Below are 18048 nucleotides of genomic sequence, written 5' to 3' on the forward strand. Positions count from 1 at the left end.
TCAGCCCCTTTGGTTCCGAATGGTGTGTACCGGCGTGAGCGCTGAGCAATTGTTACCAGCCAGGGTTGTCTTTGCCTAGTCGGCGCTCTTCGGGAATACGAAAATCTTGCATAATTCCGTCCCATACCGCTGCAGGGTCCACCCCTGCAGCGATGAGTTCGTCGGCAGTTGCTTCGCGCCCGGTCAACACATGTGAGTGCGCGATCCACTTCGCTTGCGTTTCTCCAAACTCATCGTTTAGCAGCCTGCTAAATTCCGTCAATCGCATAACTCAACTACCTCGCGACGATTCTTGAATAACCGCAGACTATTCCCCGCGCAGTTCTCTCATGCGCTTGGCGATCTCGTCCTCGGAAACTTGTGGTTGTGCCTGTTGGTCTGCTTGCGAATTCGATTGCGAACCCGGGCCGACTTGCTTCTGTCCTGCGGACTGGCCTTGGGACACCGCAGAGTGCGACGATTGGTTTCCGCTCATTTCTGCACGAATTTGCTGCAACCGGGAGTGACCAGCCATTTGGATACCCGATTGCTTTACTTCATGCATGCGGTTTTGCACCGAATTCTCGGCCAGCTCCGCTTGGCCAAGCGCGCGCGAATAACGTTGTTCAATCTTATCGCGAACACTATCGAGCGATGGTGAGGAATCGTTGGTCAATGAATTCATGGAATTCAGCGACTCTGAAACCTTCTCCTGCATCTTCGCCTGCTCAAGTTGGCTCAGCAGCTTGGAACGTTGCTGAACCTTTTCTTGCAGTTGCATATTATTGCGTTCAACCGCCTGCTTGGCCTGATCTGCCTGCTTAAGAGCCTGGTCGTGCAATTCTTTGGTTTCTTCAACCGACTGCTCGGCAGTCACCAATTGTGCAGCGAATGCCTCTGCGGCGTTCTCGTATTCCACAGCCTTGCGTTCGTCGCCCTCGCTGCGCGCCTTGTCGGACAATTCGAGAGCCTGTTTAGTGTTCGACTGCAGCTTTTCCACTTCGTTAAGTCGACGATTCAGCTGCATCTCTAATTGGCGCTGATTACCAATCACCGCCGCAGCCTGCTGGGAAAGCTCCTGGTGCTGCCGCTTAGCATCGCTAATCGCCTGCTCAATTTGCACCTTAGGGTCTGCATGCTCGTCAATTTTCGAGTCAAACAGTGCCATGAAATATTTCCATGCTTTGCTAAACGGATTAGCCATGCTATTAACGGTGCCTTCCTGTATGCGTGTCGAATCTAATGATGATCGTCGTAGTGGGATTAGTGGATGCAATTGCATCCAGAATCGAGCTTAACTTCTCGCTGTTGAAGAAAATCTGCTCGCCGATTGCAGCGAACTTTGAGCCATTGCAAAAATTAGCTTTGCGACGCAGGCTCCGCAGCCGCCGGCGACGTCTCCGCGAGTTCCTGGTCCACAGAAGTCATTGCCATGTTGCCCGCAGCCTCAATAAGGACGTCTGCAACGGTCGCATTAAGAGCATGGCATACCGATGCCAACAGCTCAGACGAGACTTCTTTACGCCCTCGTTCCAGCTCTGAAATATATCCCGGAGAAACTCGCGCAGCGCGTGCTAATTCGCGTAATGTCACACCCTTATCCGCACGATATGCGCGCAACGCAAGCCCGAGCGCTTGGCGCAACAGTGGTTCTGGCTGCACCAAACGCTCGTGGTACGCAGTGGTTTCCCCCGTGATAATAGGAGTGTCGAGTACTACTGATTGAGTTGCCATCACTACATCCAACGTTTCGAGTTCGAATTTTGTTCCCACCAACGCCGTGGGATCTTTGGCAAGTATACAACGGCTCTGCACATCGACGAGCACATTCTTGATCTTTTTCGAAAATATAAGCTATATTAGCCCGGCTGCTCAACGAAATATGTGTGATTAGGAGTCGATTACGATTTCATGCAGCAAAAATAACGCCGCTGCAATTGATTTCTGCCGAACATCAGCACGATCGCAGCCAGGCCATTGATATAAACGGGTCTGTACACTTCCTGCTGTAGGGCCTGCGACGGCAATATAAACATCACCAGCGGCATGACCATCTGCCGGGCCAGGGCCTGCTACCCCGGTGAGTGCCACTGCCCAATCACTGGAACACACGGTGCGCGCACCGTGCGCCATCGCCGCTGCACATTCTGCTGATACAACGCCATAGTCTGCGATCAACTGTGCATCAACGCCCGCTAAAGAAGTCTTCAGCTCTGCAGAATACGTTACTAATCCACCGCGCAACACCGCAGAAGCACCAGGCACATCAGCACAACGGGCTGCAACTGCCCCTGCAGTCAATGACTCACACGTAGCTAATGTCTGCCCACGATGTGTGAGCAGATCTATGAGCATATGAACATCTGTCATTGTCAATTTTCCCGACGTTAGTTTTCCCGATGCGAATCACGCAGATAGGCAAAACCCGTCCACAGTGTCACAACGACGGCTGCCAGCATAACCACAAAAATAGGAATACCGAACCATTCCGGCAATGGACACAGATACAAGGCCACAGCTAGTGATTGCAGCGCAGTCTTCAGCTTGCCACCTTTGCTAGCCGGAACGATCTTGCCGCGGCGCAGTAATGCCATTCGCCACAAGGTAATGCCAAATTCCCGTACCAAAATGACCACGGTGATCCACACGGGCAGCATGCCGATAATGTTTAAGCTCACCAGCGCCGCTGTCATTAAGGCTTTGTCGGCGATCGGGTCGGCGATTTTACCGAAATTGGTGACCAGTCCCCGTGCGCGGGCGATATCACCGTCGAGTTTATCGGTGATCATCAGCGCGGCAAAGACCAGAAACGCAGCCCACATCCAGCCGGTTTCCGTGCCTCCGCCTGCAAGAACAAGCCACACAAAAACCGGAATGAAAGCGATCCGCAAACTCGTGAGAATGTTCGGTAGATTCAGGTTGGACGGCGTCGCAGCAGGTGTACTCACGCCTTTAATTCTACCGCGTTAATTTTCCGCACAGGCTTAGGCCCCCGGGCGTTGACGGGTATCGATAGCTCCCTGTGCAATGTCCCTCCGCGACTTAATTACCGAAGCAATTACCGTCACGGCCAACGTGGCAACGATGAAAACCAGCGATCCGACAGTTGAGATCTCCGGCACTGCTATGTTTTCTCCACCGTTGATGAACGGCAGGTTATTTTCGTGCAGCGCATGCAACAGCAGCTTGATCCCAATGAACCCGAGAATGACGCCGAGACCATAGGCCAGGTAAATCAATCGATCCAGCAATCCGTCGAGGAGGAAATACAGCTGTCGCAAGCCCATCAATGAGAAGGCGTTCGCGGCGAAAACCAAATAAGCCTCGGTGGTGATGCCATAAATCGCTGGAATAGAGTCGAAGGCGAACATCACATCGATGAAGCCGATCGCGAGCAAGGCGACCAATAGTGGCGTGACCGCCAGTTTTCCGGATTTCCGCACCACGAGTTTGTCGCCTTCGTAGTCCTTCGTCACCGGCATAACTTTGCGGATCATTTTGATGACCAGCATGTCGTTCGGGTGCTTTTCTGGTTTGTCCCGGAACTCATCAACAACCAACTTGATCGCGACATACAACAAGAAAACAGCGAAAACATAAAAGATATCCGACCATGCGGAAATCAGCGCTGAACCAGCCAAGATGAAAATCAGGCGGAATATCAGGGCCAAAACGATACCGATCAACAATACTTTTTGTTGATATTCACGTGGCACTTGGAATGCGCCAATGATTAAGGCGAAAACAAAGAGATTGTCGATGGACAACGCTTTTTCTGTCACGTAGCCGGTGAAGTATTCAATACCGTGTTGCGCATCCCAGCCGAGCCATACGATGACACCAAATACCAGCGCAAGGCAGATATAGAATGCGGACCAAAGTCCAGCTTCCTTCAGCGTCGGCGCATGTGGAGTGCGCACGTGGCTATAAAAGTCGAAGATAAAAAATCCTGCGATGACTGCAATCGTAATCAGCCAAATAAAAAGTGGTACTCCCACCATGACCTCCGGTCAGTATATTGATCGACCAGAGGTCTCTCCTGCCGCCATCAGCACAACACGCACACCCCAGCGCAGAAGCAACGAGTGGCAAGAGACTGTTTGGCGGCCGACAGAACCGGGTGCAGCAATGGCTGTTAACACCGTGTTGACGATTACTGTCGCGTTGAGGATACTCCCCTCCATGGACTGCGCACTAGTTTAGCGCAAATTTGGGATTGAGGATTAAAACGCTTGTGAGGTTGGATTATGCGTCGCTTTGCTCACCTGCGGTGCTCCTGCTTCTGCCCCGCCACTACCATCTGCTTGGCCTTGCTGTGCTTCCGCATCAAGCACCTCCTGTGGAGCTTCGGCAGGATCTGCGCCCTTAATCATCCAAATAGTGGTGTCCAATTCTTCGGGTTTTGTCAATACTTCACGTGCTTTCGAGCCTTCCGACGGGCCGACGATGCCACGCGTTTCCATCAAGTCCATGAGTCGACCGGCTTTGGCAAAACCAATGCGCAATTTCCGCTGCAACATCGACGTCGATCCCAAGCCAGAAGTAACAACCAACTCGACGGCTTCGAGCAAATCGTCCATGTCCTTGCCGATGTCGTCATCAATGGCTTTTTTCGCCTCGGCTTGCTTATCTTCGGTAACGCCCTCGGTGTAATCTGGTTCGCCTTGCGCCTTAGCTGCTTCCACGACCGCGTAAACCTCGTCATCGGAGACAAATGCACCTTGCATACGCAACGGACGACCGCCTTGCGGGATGAACAGTCCATCGCCCATGCCGATCAAAGATTCTGCACCAACTTGGTCCAGAATCACGCGGGAGTCCGTCGACGACGACGTTGCGAAAGCCAAGCGCGATGGAACGTTTGTCTTGATCAAGCCAGTAACCACGTCGACAGACGGACGTTGCGTCGCCAAGACCAAATGGATCCCGGCAGCGCGGGCTTTCTGGGTGATGCGCACGATCGATTCCTCGATTTCTTTCGGTGCTGTCATCATCAGGTCTGCCAGCTCGTCGACAACGCACACAATGAACGGGTACGGTTCCATGACTCGCTCTGAACCCGCTGGAGCCTGCACTTGCCCGGTGCGCACCTTGTGGTTGAAGTCCTTGATGTGGCGCACCCTAGCCGAGCGCATGTCTTGGTAACGCTGTTCCATTTCTTCAACCAACCACTGCAACGCCGCCGCGGCTTTTTTGGGTTGCGTAATAATCGGGGTGATCAGGTGCGGAATACCTTCATATGGAGTCAGCTCCACCATCTTCGGGTCAACCAAAATCAAGCGCACGTCATCCGGAGTCGCACGCGTCAATAGCGAGACCAACATAGCGTTCACGAACGCCGATTTACCGGAACCAGTCGAACCAGCGACCAACAGATGCGGCATCTTTTGGATGGACGAGGAGATGAATTCGCCTTCGATGTCCTTGCCCAAACCAACCAGGGTTGGATCTGTATCGCCTGCAATAGCTTCGGATTCTAAGACATCACGCAAGCGCACGATCTCGCGGTCGGAGTTCGGCACTTCAATACCCACTGCAGATTTGCCTGGAATCGGCGCCAAAATCCGCACATTGCCGGTCGCGACTGCATAAGCCAAGTTGGACTGCAGATTCGTGATTTTGCTGACCTTCACACCGGGGCCGAGCTCGACAATGTAGCGCGTGACTGTCGGACCACGGGTAAAGCCCGTCACTTGCGCGTCAACCTTGAATTCCGCAAAGCAAGCGTCGATAGCTTCAATGGTGCGATCGTTCATTTCCGTCCGCGTCTTCGGCGCACGGCCAGGCTCTAATAATCCCGGCGACGGGATCGCATATTCTGCCACCGGTGCAGTCGAATCATCCGCGGCAGCAGACGCACTTACTAACTCAGCATCGAGCACCTCGGGCTCAGCAGCTGACGATGCCCGTTGTGCCGGACGAGGATTCGCGTCCGGGGATCCTTCTGGAGTCTGCCGCGGCTGTGGTGGTTGCACGGTCTGTGGGGTCGGCTGCTGCACTCGCGAAGCCTTGGTGCTTTCCAAGTTAGCTCGGCTTTGTTCCACTGCATCAGCGGGCTTATCGGACAGGACTTCTGTCTTCTCGATATCTCGCGTGTTCGGCGTGGCCGTTGTGGAGTGGCTACCCGCACCAGCATTGCTTGATACAGGCTCGACTACTGGGATTTCGTCAGTATCGCTGGCCGATGGCGCACCGGCCACAGTGCCGCCAGGAATCGGCGGCTGCTCTTCTCGTGGTCCGGCACCGCTGCTACGTAAGACCTCGGTGTGTTCGGAATCCGAAGCATCGTGCACCCTGCTTGATGCAGTCCCCGCTGGCTGTCCGGTTGCGCGCCCGAACCGCGATACCGAGCGCGTAGCTGGAGCGGTGCGCAGAGGGGTTCGCCGACGCGGAGTCCGCGGTTCTCCAGCAGCAATTGCGTCGATCTCATCATCGACGTATCCGTAGGTATCGGCAGCCTCGTCCTCGGTAACGAGCTCCGAGTCTTTGTCCGTTCTGAGATCACCTTTGGCGACACTGCGCAGATAAGCAACCAGTTCCTTGACCGTAATGCCGGTAATTTTCAGCGCACCGTAAATGATGAGCAACAGCAGTAGCGGGATTGCAACATACGGGCTAAAGCCTGCAGCCAAAGCTCCGCCGGTCCACGCACCAAGCGCACCGCCGGCAACGAATCGTTCTGCCCACGCATCCGGGGCACCCGAAAACAGGTGAATTAGCCCCAACATGGAGACAATAATCAACCCGGTACCAGCGGCCACGCGCAGCCGGTTTTCTACAGCTACGCGCTGCCCGGAAAACAACGCTGTTGCCGCGACCACCAATGCCACCGGGATTATAAAAGCACCTGCGCCCAGCACCGCATGGGTCGCGGTGGCGATGCCACGGCCAATAAAACCAGCGATATCCAGCCACACCGAAGCACCGAGCACGATGGCCAGGGCAATCAACAACAATGCGATGGCATCGGAACGTGCCGACGGACCGGCTACTTTCTCTGTCACGCTTCCTTGGTCGACTGGTTCCGCTGTCTGCGCCTCGCTACGTTTCTTGTGAGATAGCCGCACCGGTGCGTCCTCTGCATAGAGGTCATCGTCTAGTCCACCATTTGTGAACGCTGTAGAACGTGATTTCCGGGAAGTTTTTGACCTGTTCTTTGCTTCGGCTTCGTCAACATCGACGGCCTCGCTGGTGTCGGTTGCGTCATCGAAGTCAGCAAAATCGTCGTACTCATCGTCTGGGTCATCAGCTTGCCCAATATTTCCGAAACTTTTCAGTGCCTGAGTAGTTTTCGAAAAAGCTGCACTGATCCCCGAACCGACAGCTTTGAAAGCACTGCCGGTGCGTTCATGTGAGGTGTTGGCAGCACGGTTAGCAGAACCGAACATGGTGGTTTCTGGCTGCACAGCCTCCATCGCGGTCGTGGAATTGTTAGCTGTTTTGCTGCCACTAGCTTTGGTGGATGCTTTGCCCGTGGACCGCTTTGCTGCCGTCGATGCACCCGGCGTACGGCCGGTGCGGGTTGGCGATGCCGGACGAGTGGAGTTAGCGCGTGACTTCTTGCGCTCTCCGCCGCTTCGAGTATTGCGGGGGCTAGTGGACTTCACAGACATGCCCCATAGACTAATACCTCAACACGACTAATTCACAAGCGCCACACCGGTCGGCAAGAATTAACTTACATAACTGTTAGTCAAGCCTAGAGGCTAGATTGAATAATTTTTGACTGGTCGCCGTCGATAGTGACGTCGACAGCACTGCGGCCAAATACCCACAAGATCAACTCTCCCACCGCACCTGATACGCGTACGACGTCATCGCCACGTTCGACGACGCCGCGAGTGCCGCCTACGGTAACCGGTGTCAACCCATGTGGATTGAGCACCACCGGCACACGCGATTTCCGCAAAAACACCTTCGCTAACGTCGGCAAAGCCTTACGAAATCCTGCAATGGCCTGGGCATCGACCTCACGTACGTCCCAGTCGCTTCCGGCTCGGCGCACATCTTCGTGATGCACAAAATTCTCAGTCAGGTTGATTTTCGCATCCAGTAGACCGAAAGGCGATAGCTTTGGTGGCCCAGCTCGCCATTTCTCTACCAGTTGATAATAGTCCTGTGCCTTGACTTTCTTGCTCACAGCTTCCAAGTGCCCGGCTACTGGCGATGCCACCATCCCGACGATCGCATCGGGGCGGTGTTCACGCACCCACAAGTGCACCGCAAGATCAGCCGTGGTCCACCCTTCGCATAGTGTTGGGGCGTCCGGTCCACACTCGAGCAAAAGATCGGCAAGACCGTGGCGTTCAGAATTAGCAAAAGACATGGCCCCAGGCTACCCCGGATGCCATGCCTTCGACGGATGCTCGCTGCTCACCGAACGACGGTGACAGCATCAGTGTGTGGATCAGCTACCAGCTGTCATCTAAACAGATTCACGAGTGTTATCGAGTTCTTCATCATCAATAATCTCGATCTCTGAGGCCATCGGAACCACGGTCGGCAAAATAACTGGTTCGCGCTTCCAATTGTTTTCGATGAACCGTGACACCTTGCGTCGCAATTTTTGCACCATGCGGTAGGTGTCGTTTTCGCCTTCGGCGGCAAGATCATTCATCGTCTTGTCTACCAATTCGACAACCTGCGGGATCAACGCGCGATCATCCTCGGCAAAACCGGTGGTTTCTACGCGTGGGGTCTCCAGCAGCTGCGAAGTACGGTTATCCACCACGCAGGTGATTGATACAACGCCGCCAGCGCCCAGGCTCGTACGATCTGCAAGCGTATCGGCATCGACATTGCCCATGTTCACACCATCGACGTAGAGATTACCGACGGTCATCTGGCCGACAACTTCAGCCTTGCCGTTCGCCAAATCAATCACGACGCCGTTTTGTGCAAGCATTACGCGCTCACTTGGCACACCGGTAGAAATGGCCAATTCTTTGTTGGCGCGCAGGTGGCGCCATTCGCCGTGTACCGGCCAGGCATTTTTCGGACGCGCAGCATTGTACAAAAATAGCAGCTCACCAGCGTATCCGTGGCCAGATGAGTGCACCTTCGCGTCTGCGTTGGTGATCAGTTCGGCACCGATCTGCGACAGCATGTTGATCACGCCGAACACAGCTTCTTCGTTGCCTGGGATCAATGACGACGACAAGATGATCAAGTCGCCAGCACGCACGGTGATTTGCCGGTGCTCGCGACGCGCCATCCGCGACAGCGCAGCCATCGGCTCACCCTGTGTACCGGTGGTGATGAGCATGGTCTTGTGCGGTGCCATCTTGGACGCTTCTTCGATTGGGATGATCGTGCCCTTCGGCACGCTCAGGTATCCCATCTTCTCGGCAATTTCCATGTTGCGCAGCATAGACCGACCGTTGAATGCCACCTTGCGGTGCGAAGCCACGGCTGCATCGATGGCTGCCTGCACGCGGTAGACGTTTGATGCGAAGGAGGCAACGATGACGCGGTTTTTCGCGGACTGCACGATACGCTTCAATGTCGGCGCGATATCTGCTTCAGTTGCCGACACGCCTGGGACGGTTGCGTTGGTGGAATCGCAGAGCATCAGGTCTACGCCCTCATCGCCATAACGCGACAGTGCCGGAAGGTCAGTTGGGCGATTGTCCAACGGTGTCTGGTCCAGCTTGATGTCACCGGTGTGAATAATCGATCCAGCTGGGGTATTCAGCATGATGCCCAAAGCATCGGGAATCGAGTGATTCACAGCCCAGAATCGACAGCGGAACGGACCGTAGCTTACGTCGGATTTCTCGTTGACCTCGATCATCTTCGGCTTTTGCCGGTGCTCTTTGGTCTTTGCTGCGATCAACGCCAAGGTGAACTTCGAAGCCACGATTGGGATATCCGGACGCAGCTTCAACAGCCATGGAATTGCGCCAATGTGGTCTTCGTGGGCGTGGGTAACAACCAGCGCCTCAACTTTGTCGATCTTCTTCTCAATCGGACCAAAGTCCGGCAAAATCAGATCAACGCCAGGCTCACCTGACGACGGGAACAGCACGCCGCAGTCGATGATCAACAACTTGCTGTCGTATTCGAACACGGTCATGTTGCGGCCGATTTCTGAAATACCGCCCAAGGCGTACATGCGCAGGGTGTTTTTCGGCGCTTGTGGTGGCTCTGGCAAGCGTTTAGTCAGGTCAGCACCCTGCATCGACTTGGGAACGTTGCGGCGCCCACGGTTATTACCGTGGTTTTTGCCGCCTCCCTGGTTGTTTCCCTGGTTATTGCCGTGGTTGTTGTTACCACCGCGTCCCCGGCCAGAACGTCCGCGGGATCCGCGGCGACCACGTCCGGACCCACCGCCGTTGTTGGCATCGTTATTGTTACCAGAGTTGTTTGCGGATTTTTTGTTATTCGATTTATTCGAATTATCCGCGTTGTCGGACTTGGCCTGTTTCTCAGGCTTGTTCGACTTCTGTTGGTTTTGGTTCTTGCCCGATCCTGCCGATTGCGGATTCGCCTCCGGCGGCTTGAACGATGGATTCGGGGCAGTATCAGCAGCGTTATTCGATTGCGACAACGATTGCGATACGGTTGCAGCGTCCTCCGGAGGCCCCGCTTTGCGAGAAACTTTCCGGGAACGTGAACGAGATTCAGTCATCTATAAGACTCCAGCTTGGTCCAAATCACGGCGCAACCCGGCTACCTGCTCGTCGTCAAGCGGAGCAAGTGGTAGCCGCGGTTCGCCTACTTCAATGCCCTGTTCGCGCAGGGCTGCTTTAGCAAAATTTGCACCCCCCAGACGCTGCTGCGCCTGAATGAGTGGTGTTAATACAGTTGTGTGGATCTCTCGCGCGCGGGCGAGATCTCCGTTGTCATACGCATCATAAAGCTCACGCAATGCCTTCGGTGCGGCATGCCCGATCACCGAGATAAAGCCACTGGCCCCAACGGAAAGCCATGGTAGGTTCGCCGGGTCATCACCCGAGTACCAGGCCAAACCAGTTTCTTGCATGAGATTGCAAGCGGCGTGTAAATCGCCTTTTGCGTCTTTGACGGCTTGAATTGTGGGCAACTCAGCGAGTTTCGCGATCGTGCTCGACTCCACTGGGATCCCCGAGCGGCCAGGAATGTCATACAGACTGATTGGCAGGTCTGTTGCCTGCGCAACCGCAGTGTAATGAGCGATGAGGCCTTGTTGGCTCGGCTTGGAGTAATACGGGGTAACCACCAACAACGAATCTGCCCCAGCCGCTGCGGACTGCTGGGCAAGGTCAATGGTCGTTGCCGTATTGTTCGTGCCGACGCCCGCCATAATCTTGGCGCGATCACCGACCTCATTTTTGACGGCCTTGATGAGCTCGAGCTTTTCTTCCACCGTCGTGGTGGGCGACTCACCGGTGGTACCAGAGACCACGAGGGCATCTAGTCCATTATCCACCAGATGAGCGGCTAGCTTTCGGGCAGCGGGAAAATCCACGGCGCCATCCTTGTCGAACGGCGTGACCATGGCGACACTAACGCTACCGAATGTCTCGACTCCGGTCTTGACTGTCAAACCTGTGCTCATGCTGGTCTAGGTTACCCGTTAATCATGCTCAACTGACAACCGGCACGCGTATCGCCTGTTCTCTACAGCGGGCATGGACGAAAAAGCTAAGGCCCGAAAAAGCAGGGCGCTGCAACGTTGAACACCACCCCGCGCAACGTTGCAGCACAATAAGCAAACTCAGGCGTACGGGCTCGCGGCCATTTCGGTGCCGTCGGACAGCGTGCTGATGTGAAAGTCAGCAAACAGCGCTGGCGCTTGCTTATACAACAGCCGCAAACATTCCACAGCTAGCCGACGCATTTCCACATCCGCATGTTCACTCGCTCGCGCACCGATGAAATGCCGCCACGCCCGATAATTGCCAGTGACAACGATGCGCGATTCCGTTGCGTTCGGCAGTACTGCTCGCGCTGCCTGGCGGGCTTGTTTTTTCCGCAGCAAGGCATTGGGCTCGTCGGCAAGCCGGTCTTCTAAGGCCGCCAACAATTCGTTATATACAAAGCGAGAATCATCGATTGCTTGCTCTACCAGGCGCGAAAGTTCTTCATCGCCCGCCGCAGCATCTGGCATCACGAATTGTGCATCACCAGAGTGTACGAAGCGTTGCGAGAGCTGGCTGAAGGAGAAATGGCGGTGGCGCACGAGTTCATGACTCACCGACCGCGAAATCCCGCGGATATACAGCGTCGCGGTGGCATGCTCCAGCAACGCGGTATGCCCGACCTCCATGATGTGGTGCAGATAAGCATCGTTCGCCGCAGTATGCGGGTTTGGTTTATCAAAAGTTTCGTAGCATGCCCTGCCCGCGAACTCCACGAGTGATTCCGCGTCGGTGGCAGTGTTGTCGGCCTGCCAACCGATATCAGGATCCTGCGGTGGGAAAAACTGCGTCGCTGCGAGCAGATGGACACGCAAGTTCGTGGCTGTAGCCATGGATTAGTGCAACCCTAAGAACTTGTCCAAGCCGACCGTAAGGCCAGGGTTTTCCTGTATTTTACGCACTCCAACGAATACACCCGGCACGAACGAGGTGCGATCATACGAGTCTTGGCGAATCGTCAATGATTGACCTTGCGCACCAAAAATAACTTCTTCGTGCGCCACCATTCCACGGGTACGCACCGCGTGTACGGGCACGCCATCCACGTTTGCACCGCGAGCGCCATCCAAAGCCTGGTTGGTGGCATCCGGCATGGTTGGCATATTTGCTTGTCGACGAGCCTGAGCAATGCCCTCCGCGGTGTGAATCGCGGTACCCGATGGTGCATCGAGTTTCGTTGGGTGGTGATATTCCACGACCTCAGCGGTTTCGAAATATTCTGCGGCTTGGCGTGCAAAATGCATCGTGAGGATCGCAGAAATCGCAAAATTCGGTGCGATCAGGACGTGGCCGGCACCGTCGGCTTGCGCCCACTGCTCTACTTCTTCGAGCCGTTGTTGATCAAAACCGGTGGTACCCACCACGCAGTGAATTCCCCGCGCCAGGCAGTACTGCAAATTACCCATGACTACGCCCGGCTGGGTGAAATCAACAACGACTTCAGCGCCGTTGTCCACTAATGCATCGAGGCTATCGTCTCGATCCAACGCTGTCACCAGTTCCAGGTCGTCTGCTTCAGCCAGTGCTTCCACGATTGCGCTGCCGACGCGTCCGTGGGCGCCGAGTACTCCAACTTTAATGCTCATAAATATTCCCCTCACGGGTAGGTTGTCTCGATTTTCTTTCTTGTTACCTAATTGTATCGACAGTTTCCGCCGTTTTCGGCGATTGCAGCCGATAGACACGATAAACTAAAAGCATGAACACACCTCGGAAATTCCTCAGTCTGGCTGCTGCCGTCACCACCGTGGGATTAGTGCTTGCCGCCTGCACCACTGCCAACGATGCGGACGATTCCGCAGATTCCGCACAACGGCCGACCAGCACGGTGACCTCGACTTCGCCGCAACCGTCAGAATCCTCCGAGTCTGCCTCGACAACGGAAGCGGAAGACAAACCGTCAGAGACTTCTCGCACGACCGCAGCACGAGGGCAATCTTCTGCCCAACCAGAGGGACCTGGAATGATGGGCACCCCATCATTGGAAGACCGGCAGGACATTCCGGATGATTACGGAGACTTAAGCCCTACGGACGTGCGGGTCGGCACCCATGCAGGTTTTGACCGCGTCGTTTTTGAATTTGAGGGCACCGGAAAGCCAGGTTGGTTCACCCGCTACACTGATTCACCCGCGCAACCGGGTTCTGGGTTCCCAGTGGAGTTTGCCGGTGGTACTGCTCTGTCCGTCGCGATCGAGGGCACCCCTGCCCCAATCGACCCAGCAAAACAAGCAAAATGGATCGACTTGGATGCTCGATTCCCGGGTGCCGGTGTTGTCACTGAAGTCAAGGTTGCGGGCGCTTTTGAGGCACAGTCCGTGTTCGTCATCGGTCTGGACAAGCCACGTCCATATTCGATAACACGTCTAGAAAATCCCACCCGCGTCGTGGTGGACATTCAGAAATAACTCGGCACTTCTGCGTTAATGCGCTGCAGTCCTGTCATTAGAGCAGACGCAAAAAGCAGCACCCCGGCCGTCGTATAGCCGGGGTGCTGCTTTCGTCGTTATTAAGACACTCTGGTGCGTTGGTCTGGCACGGACGGCTCACACCGCGCCGTCTACCACGCTAGTCTTCTTGGACCGGAACCAACGAGATCTTACCGCGGTCGTCGATATCAGCGATTTCAACCTGCACCTTATCGCCAACGTTGATTTCGTCTTCGACCTTCTCGATGCGACGGCTGCCGCCGATCTTCGAAATGTGCATCAAACCATCGCGGCCTGGCATCAACGAGATGAAGGCACCAAAAGCAACGGTCTTGACGACAGTTCCCAAGAAACGCTCACCGACCTTCGGCAGTTGCGGGTTTGCAATCGCGTTAATCTTTTCGACGGCGGCGTCCGCTTCTTCACCAGTAGCAGCTGAGACATAGACGGTGCCGTCATCTTCAATCGAGATTTCTGCGCCTGTCTCGTCGTGAATGGCGTTGATAGTCTTACCCTTCGGGCCGATCAACTCGCCAATCTTTGACGGTGGAATGCTCACGGTGATCACACGCGGAGCGGTCTCTGCCATCTCATCTGGGGAATCGATGACCTCAGCCATCGTGTCCAGGATGGTCAAACGAGCTTCGCGGGCTTGTTCCAGTGCCTGCGCCAAAACATCAGATGGAATACCGTCTAATTTGGTATCCAACTGCAGCGCGGTGATGAAGTCCGGGGTACCGGCGACTTTAAAGTCCATATCACCGAAGGCATCTTCGACGCCCAAGATATCGGTCAAGGTCACGAAACGATCTTCGCCGTCAACCTCACCCGAGACCAAGCCCATGGCGATGCCGGCTACCGGAGCTTTCAGTGGCACACCAGCGTTGTACAGCGACAACGTCGATGCGCAGACCGAGCCCATGGACGTCGAGCCGTTGGATCCCAGTGCTTCGGAGACCTGGCGGATGGCATAAGGGAACTCTTCGCGGGACGGAATAACCGGAACTACTGCACGTTCCGCCAGTGCACCGTGGCCGATTTCGCGGCGCTTCGGTGAGCCCACGCGACCAGTTTCGCCCGTGGAAAACGGCGGGAAGTTGTAGTGGTGCATGTACCGCTTGGATTCGCCTGGGGTGAGCGAATCGACGCGCTGCACCATTTCCAACATGTTCAAGGTGGTGACACCCAAGATCTGGGTTTCGCCGCGCTCGAACAAAGCCGAACCGTGTGCACGCGGAATTAACTCAACTTCGACTTCCAAATCACGGATATCCGTCGTCCGGCGTCCGTCGACGCGGTAGCCATCACGAAGGATCTTTTCGCGGACGATTTCCTTTTGCAGCGCGCTATATGCGGCACGGATTTCCAGCAGAGCATCGTCATCGTCAATGTCGTACTTATCTTCAATGGTGTCTGCGAGGTCTTCGTCCCACTCGCTGATGTAGTCATTGATGGCCTCATCGCGAGCCTGCTTTTCACCAATGGACAACAGTTTATGCAGCTTCTTGCGTGCTTTTTTCCCAACCTCGTCATAAACGACATCGGAATACTCCACGAACAACGGGAACTCCGCGGTTTCTTTCGCCGCAAGCTTGGCGAGCTCAACCTGCGCTTCGCACAGCAGCGAAATGAATGGCTTGGCAGCCTCCAAGCCTTCGGCGACGGTACTTTCCGTCGGTGCCGGTGCACCCTGGGCAACGCGGTCAGCCACGTTGACTCCAGCGCCAGCTTCCACCATCATGATCGCGACATCGCTTGCGCCAGACTTCGCACCCTTCGAGTTGCGTCGCCCTTTCTTCTTGTCGCCATCCTTCTTTTCGACGATCCGGCCAGCAACCACCATCTCGAACAGCGCCTCTTGGTGCTGTTGGTGGTTCGGGAACGCTACCCAGGCGCCTTCAGGGTGCTCATCATCGGCAAGCAAAGCCACTCGAACGGCGCCAACTGCACCAGAAACTGGCAAACCAGAAATCTGCGTGGCTGCCGAAGCGCCGTTGATCGCGAGCACGTCATAGTATTCGCCCGGTGCCATCGACAGCACCGTGTTGACGTTTTGTACCTCGTTGCGCAGCCCTTTGACGAAGGTCGGGCGCAGCGGGCGGTCAATCAAACGGCAGGCCAAAATGGCTTCGGTCGACGGGCGGCCTTCACGGCGAAAAAAGCTTCCCGGAATGCGGCCGGCGGCATACATACGCTCTTCGACATCCACGGTCAGTGGGAAGAAGTTGAGGCCTTCTTTTGGCTTCGATGATGCCGTCGTCGTTGACAGAATCATCGTGTCTTCGTCCAAATAGGTGGTGACGGAACCGTCAGCCTGCCGCGCCAATTGGCCGGTTTCAAAACGAATGGTGCGGGTGCCAAAATCACCGTTGTCGATTGTGGCTTCTACGCCATTGACCCCGACTTCTTCATCAATAAATTTTTGCACAGCTTTATTGCTGCTCATACAAACTCCTTAGCTCTTTAGCGAGCTCATTCATTCTGACGATCATCGTAGCCGTCAGTGTCATACCCACCGTTAGCTTAGCACGCAAAAACCACCCTGCCTAGAAAATCAAGGCAAGGTGGTAGAAGACTCAGCTATGCAAACGGCTGCTTAGCGACTTAGCGACGCAGACCCAAGCGAGAAATCAAGTCACGGTAACGGTTGACGTCCTTGGACTGCAGGTACTTCAGCAGACCACGACGACGACCAACCAGCAGCAACAGACCACGACGGGAGTGGTGATCGTGCTTGTGGTCCTTCAAGTGCTCGGTCAGGTTGGTAATGCGGTAAGTCAGCAGCGCAACCTGGGCCTCAGGGGAACCGGTGTCAGTCTCGTGAACGCCGTATTCCTTCAGAATCTCTTGCTTCTTTTCCGTAGAAAGAGCCATGCTTATCTCCTTATTTCAGTCCACACGAAAATTCATTTGCAACCATTGTGGACCATAGTCGCAAACCAACAACTCAGCCTAGTCCTTGCTTGGACTGTCTTGCAAATAATACTCGGCAGCGACGGTGGCATCCCCGCTGCTGGCGTCCAAATCTTGGCGAAGCACCTTTCGCACTTCATCCACATCCCGGGAGATCGCCGCCAATAACTCATCCAGGCTGTCGTATTTTTCCATTGCGCGTATACGCTCCACGAAATGCACCGTTGCGCTAAAACCATACAAGTCTGCTTCGCGGTCTAACACGAACGATTCCACACTGCGTTCGTCATCACCAAAGGTCGGATTCGTTCCGACCGAAATCGCTGCAGCATAAGCAACCCCCGGCGTGATGTTTCCATCTACCGGCGAATTCGCCCCTTCGACCACGAGCCATCCGGCGTAGACACCATCAGCTGGCAACGCTAGATTTTCTGGGAAATATTGGTTGGCTGTCGGAAAACCGAGTTCCTTGCCTCCCCTACCAGCACCGCGCACGATCGGGCCGTACACGCTGAACGGGCGGCCCAAAGCCCATCGCGCCGAACCAACGTCGCCAGCAGCGAGAAATTTGCGCACCGCCGTGGAACAAATCAGCGTGTCGTCGTCTACATGCCGATCATGCAGCAGCGTGATCACATTAACCGAAATGCCATGCGGTTGACACAGTTGCTCCATGACCGCGGGTGTGCCAACAGCGTCCTTGCCGAAAGTGAAATTTTCTCCAATAATCACGTGGGAGGCATGCAGCTTCCCGACCAGCAAGCGGTCCACGTATTCTTGCGGCGACCAACCAGCCATCTCGACAGTGAAATCAATCACCATCACGTGGTCAATTCCCATCTTGTCGACGACCGCCATGCGCTGGTCAAACGTCGCTAGAGCCAGCGGCGCACGCTCCGGCAAAAACACGCTGACCGGATGCGGGTCAAAAGTAACCAACACCGATTCTTGGCCGGTGGAACGTGCGCGTTCGACCGCCGCAGAAATCAATTCTTGGTGCCCGCGGTGTACACCGTCGAATACCCCAATGGTAACTACCGTGGAACCCACATCTGCCGGGATTTCATCCATGCCGTGCCAAATATTCACCCTGCCAGCTTAAGGCAT

Annotated in this window: 16 protein-coding genes; 1 reads left to right on the forward strand and 15 read right to left on the reverse strand. The window is 55.2% G+C overall.

Annotation, left to right across the window (positions count from 1 at the left end; translation table 11 throughout):
• Window positions 1-52 precede the first annotated feature (52 nt).
• The 12 genes from U1140_RS02075 to dapB form a co-directional block, all read right to left on the reverse strand.
• Window positions 53-268, reverse strand: a complete 216-nt coding sequence (locus tag U1140_RS02075) for a DUF3046 domain-containing protein (RefSeq protein ID WP_369845785.1) — start codon at window positions 266-268, stop codon at window positions 53-55.
• A 39-nt stretch (window positions 269-307) separates the two neighbouring features.
• Window positions 308-1183 carry a PspA/IM30 family protein gene (locus U1140_RS02080; RefSeq protein WP_369845786.1) on the reverse strand — a complete coding sequence of 292 codons (876 nt, stop codon included), beginning with the start codon at window positions 1181-1183 and terminating at the stop codon, window positions 308-310.
• Window positions 1184-1338: 155 nt separating this feature from the next.
• Window positions 1339-1713, reverse strand: a complete 375-nt coding sequence (locus U1140_RS02085) for a helix-turn-helix domain-containing protein (protein ID WP_369845787.1) — start codon at window positions 1711-1713, stop codon at window positions 1339-1341.
• 156 nt (window positions 1714-1869) lie between these two features.
• Window positions 1870-2349, reverse strand: coding sequence for a CinA family protein (locus tag U1140_RS02090; protein WP_369845788.1), 480 nt, complete (start codon window positions 2347-2349; stop codon window positions 1870-1872).
• A gap of 17 nt (window positions 2350-2366) precedes the next feature.
• Window positions 2367-2927 carry a CDP-diacylglycerol--glycerol-3-phosphate 3-phosphatidyltransferase gene (pgsA, locus tag U1140_RS02095; protein WP_369845789.1) on the reverse strand — a complete coding sequence of 187 codons (561 nt, stop codon included), beginning with the start codon at window positions 2925-2927 and terminating at the stop codon, window positions 2367-2369.
• 36 nt (window positions 2928-2963) lie between these two features.
• Window positions 2964-3980: a TerC family protein gene (locus U1140_RS02100; RefSeq protein WP_369845790.1), complete on the reverse strand. Its 1017-nt coding sequence runs from the start codon at window positions 3978-3980 to the stop codon at window positions 2964-2966.
• A 222-nt stretch (window positions 3981-4202) separates the two neighbouring features.
• On the reverse strand, window positions 4203-7592 hold the full coding sequence (locus U1140_RS02105) for an FtsK/SpoIIIE family DNA translocase (protein ID WP_459076882.1): 3390 nt from the start codon (window positions 7590-7592) through the stop codon (window positions 4203-4205).
• Between the two features lie 86 nt (window positions 7593-7678).
• On the reverse strand, window positions 7679-8305 hold the full coding sequence (locus tag U1140_RS02110) for a TIGR03085 family metal-binding protein (RefSeq protein ID WP_369845791.1): 627 nt from the start codon (window positions 8303-8305) through the stop codon (window positions 7679-7681).
• Between the two features lie 99 nt (window positions 8306-8404).
• Window positions 8405-10609, reverse strand: a complete 2205-nt coding sequence (locus U1140_RS02115; protein WP_369845792.1) for a ribonuclease J — start codon at window positions 10607-10609, stop codon at window positions 8405-8407.
• Window positions 10610-11518 (reverse strand): 4-hydroxy-tetrahydrodipicolinate synthase, encoded by a 909-nt coding sequence (dapA, locus tag U1140_RS02120; protein ID WP_369845794.1) that lies wholly within the window; start codon window positions 11516-11518, stop codon window positions 10610-10612.
• Window positions 11519-11677: 159 nt separating this feature from the next.
• Complete coding sequence (thyX, locus tag U1140_RS02125) at window positions 11678-12433, reverse strand: FAD-dependent thymidylate synthase (RefSeq protein ID WP_369845796.1); 756 nt, start codon at window positions 12431-12433, stop codon at window positions 11678-11680.
• A 3-nt stretch (window positions 12434-12436) separates the two neighbouring features.
• Window positions 12437-13186, reverse strand: coding sequence for a 4-hydroxy-tetrahydrodipicolinate reductase (gene dapB / locus U1140_RS02130; RefSeq protein ID WP_369845797.1), 750 nt, complete (start codon window positions 13184-13186; stop codon window positions 12437-12439).
• Between the two features lie 113 nt (window positions 13187-13299).
• Here dapB and U1140_RS02135 point away from each other — a divergent pair, with 113 nt between their 5' ends.
• On the forward strand, window positions 13300-14007 hold the full coding sequence (locus U1140_RS02135; RefSeq protein WP_369845799.1) for an AMIN-like domain-containing (lipo)protein: 708 nt from the start codon (window positions 13300-13302) through the stop codon (window positions 14005-14007).
• A gap of 160 nt (window positions 14008-14167) precedes the next feature.
• Here the strand turns inward: U1140_RS02135 and U1140_RS02140 are convergent, their stop codons facing one another.
• From U1140_RS02140 to U1140_RS02150, 3 genes are all read right to left on the reverse strand, one after another.
• Entirely contained in the window at window positions 14168-16474 is a 2307-nt protein-coding gene (locus U1140_RS02140) for a polyribonucleotide nucleotidyltransferase (protein WP_369845801.1), read from the reverse strand.
• A 158-nt stretch (window positions 16475-16632) separates the two neighbouring features.
• Window positions 16633-16902 (reverse strand): 30S ribosomal protein S15, encoded by a 270-nt coding sequence (gene rpsO / locus U1140_RS02145; RefSeq protein WP_369845803.1) that lies wholly within the window; start codon window positions 16900-16902, stop codon window positions 16633-16635.
• Window positions 16903-16980: 78 nt separating this feature from the next.
• Complete coding sequence (locus U1140_RS02150) at window positions 16981-18030, reverse strand: bifunctional riboflavin kinase/FAD synthetase (RefSeq protein WP_369845805.1); 1050 nt, start codon at window positions 18028-18030, stop codon at window positions 16981-16983.
• Window positions 18031-18048 lie beyond the last annotated feature (18 nt).

This window comes from Corynebacterium drakensteinense (assembly GCF_041224285.1).
Classification (GTDB): Bacteria; Actinomycetota; Actinomycetes; order Mycobacteriales; family Mycobacteriaceae; genus Corynebacterium.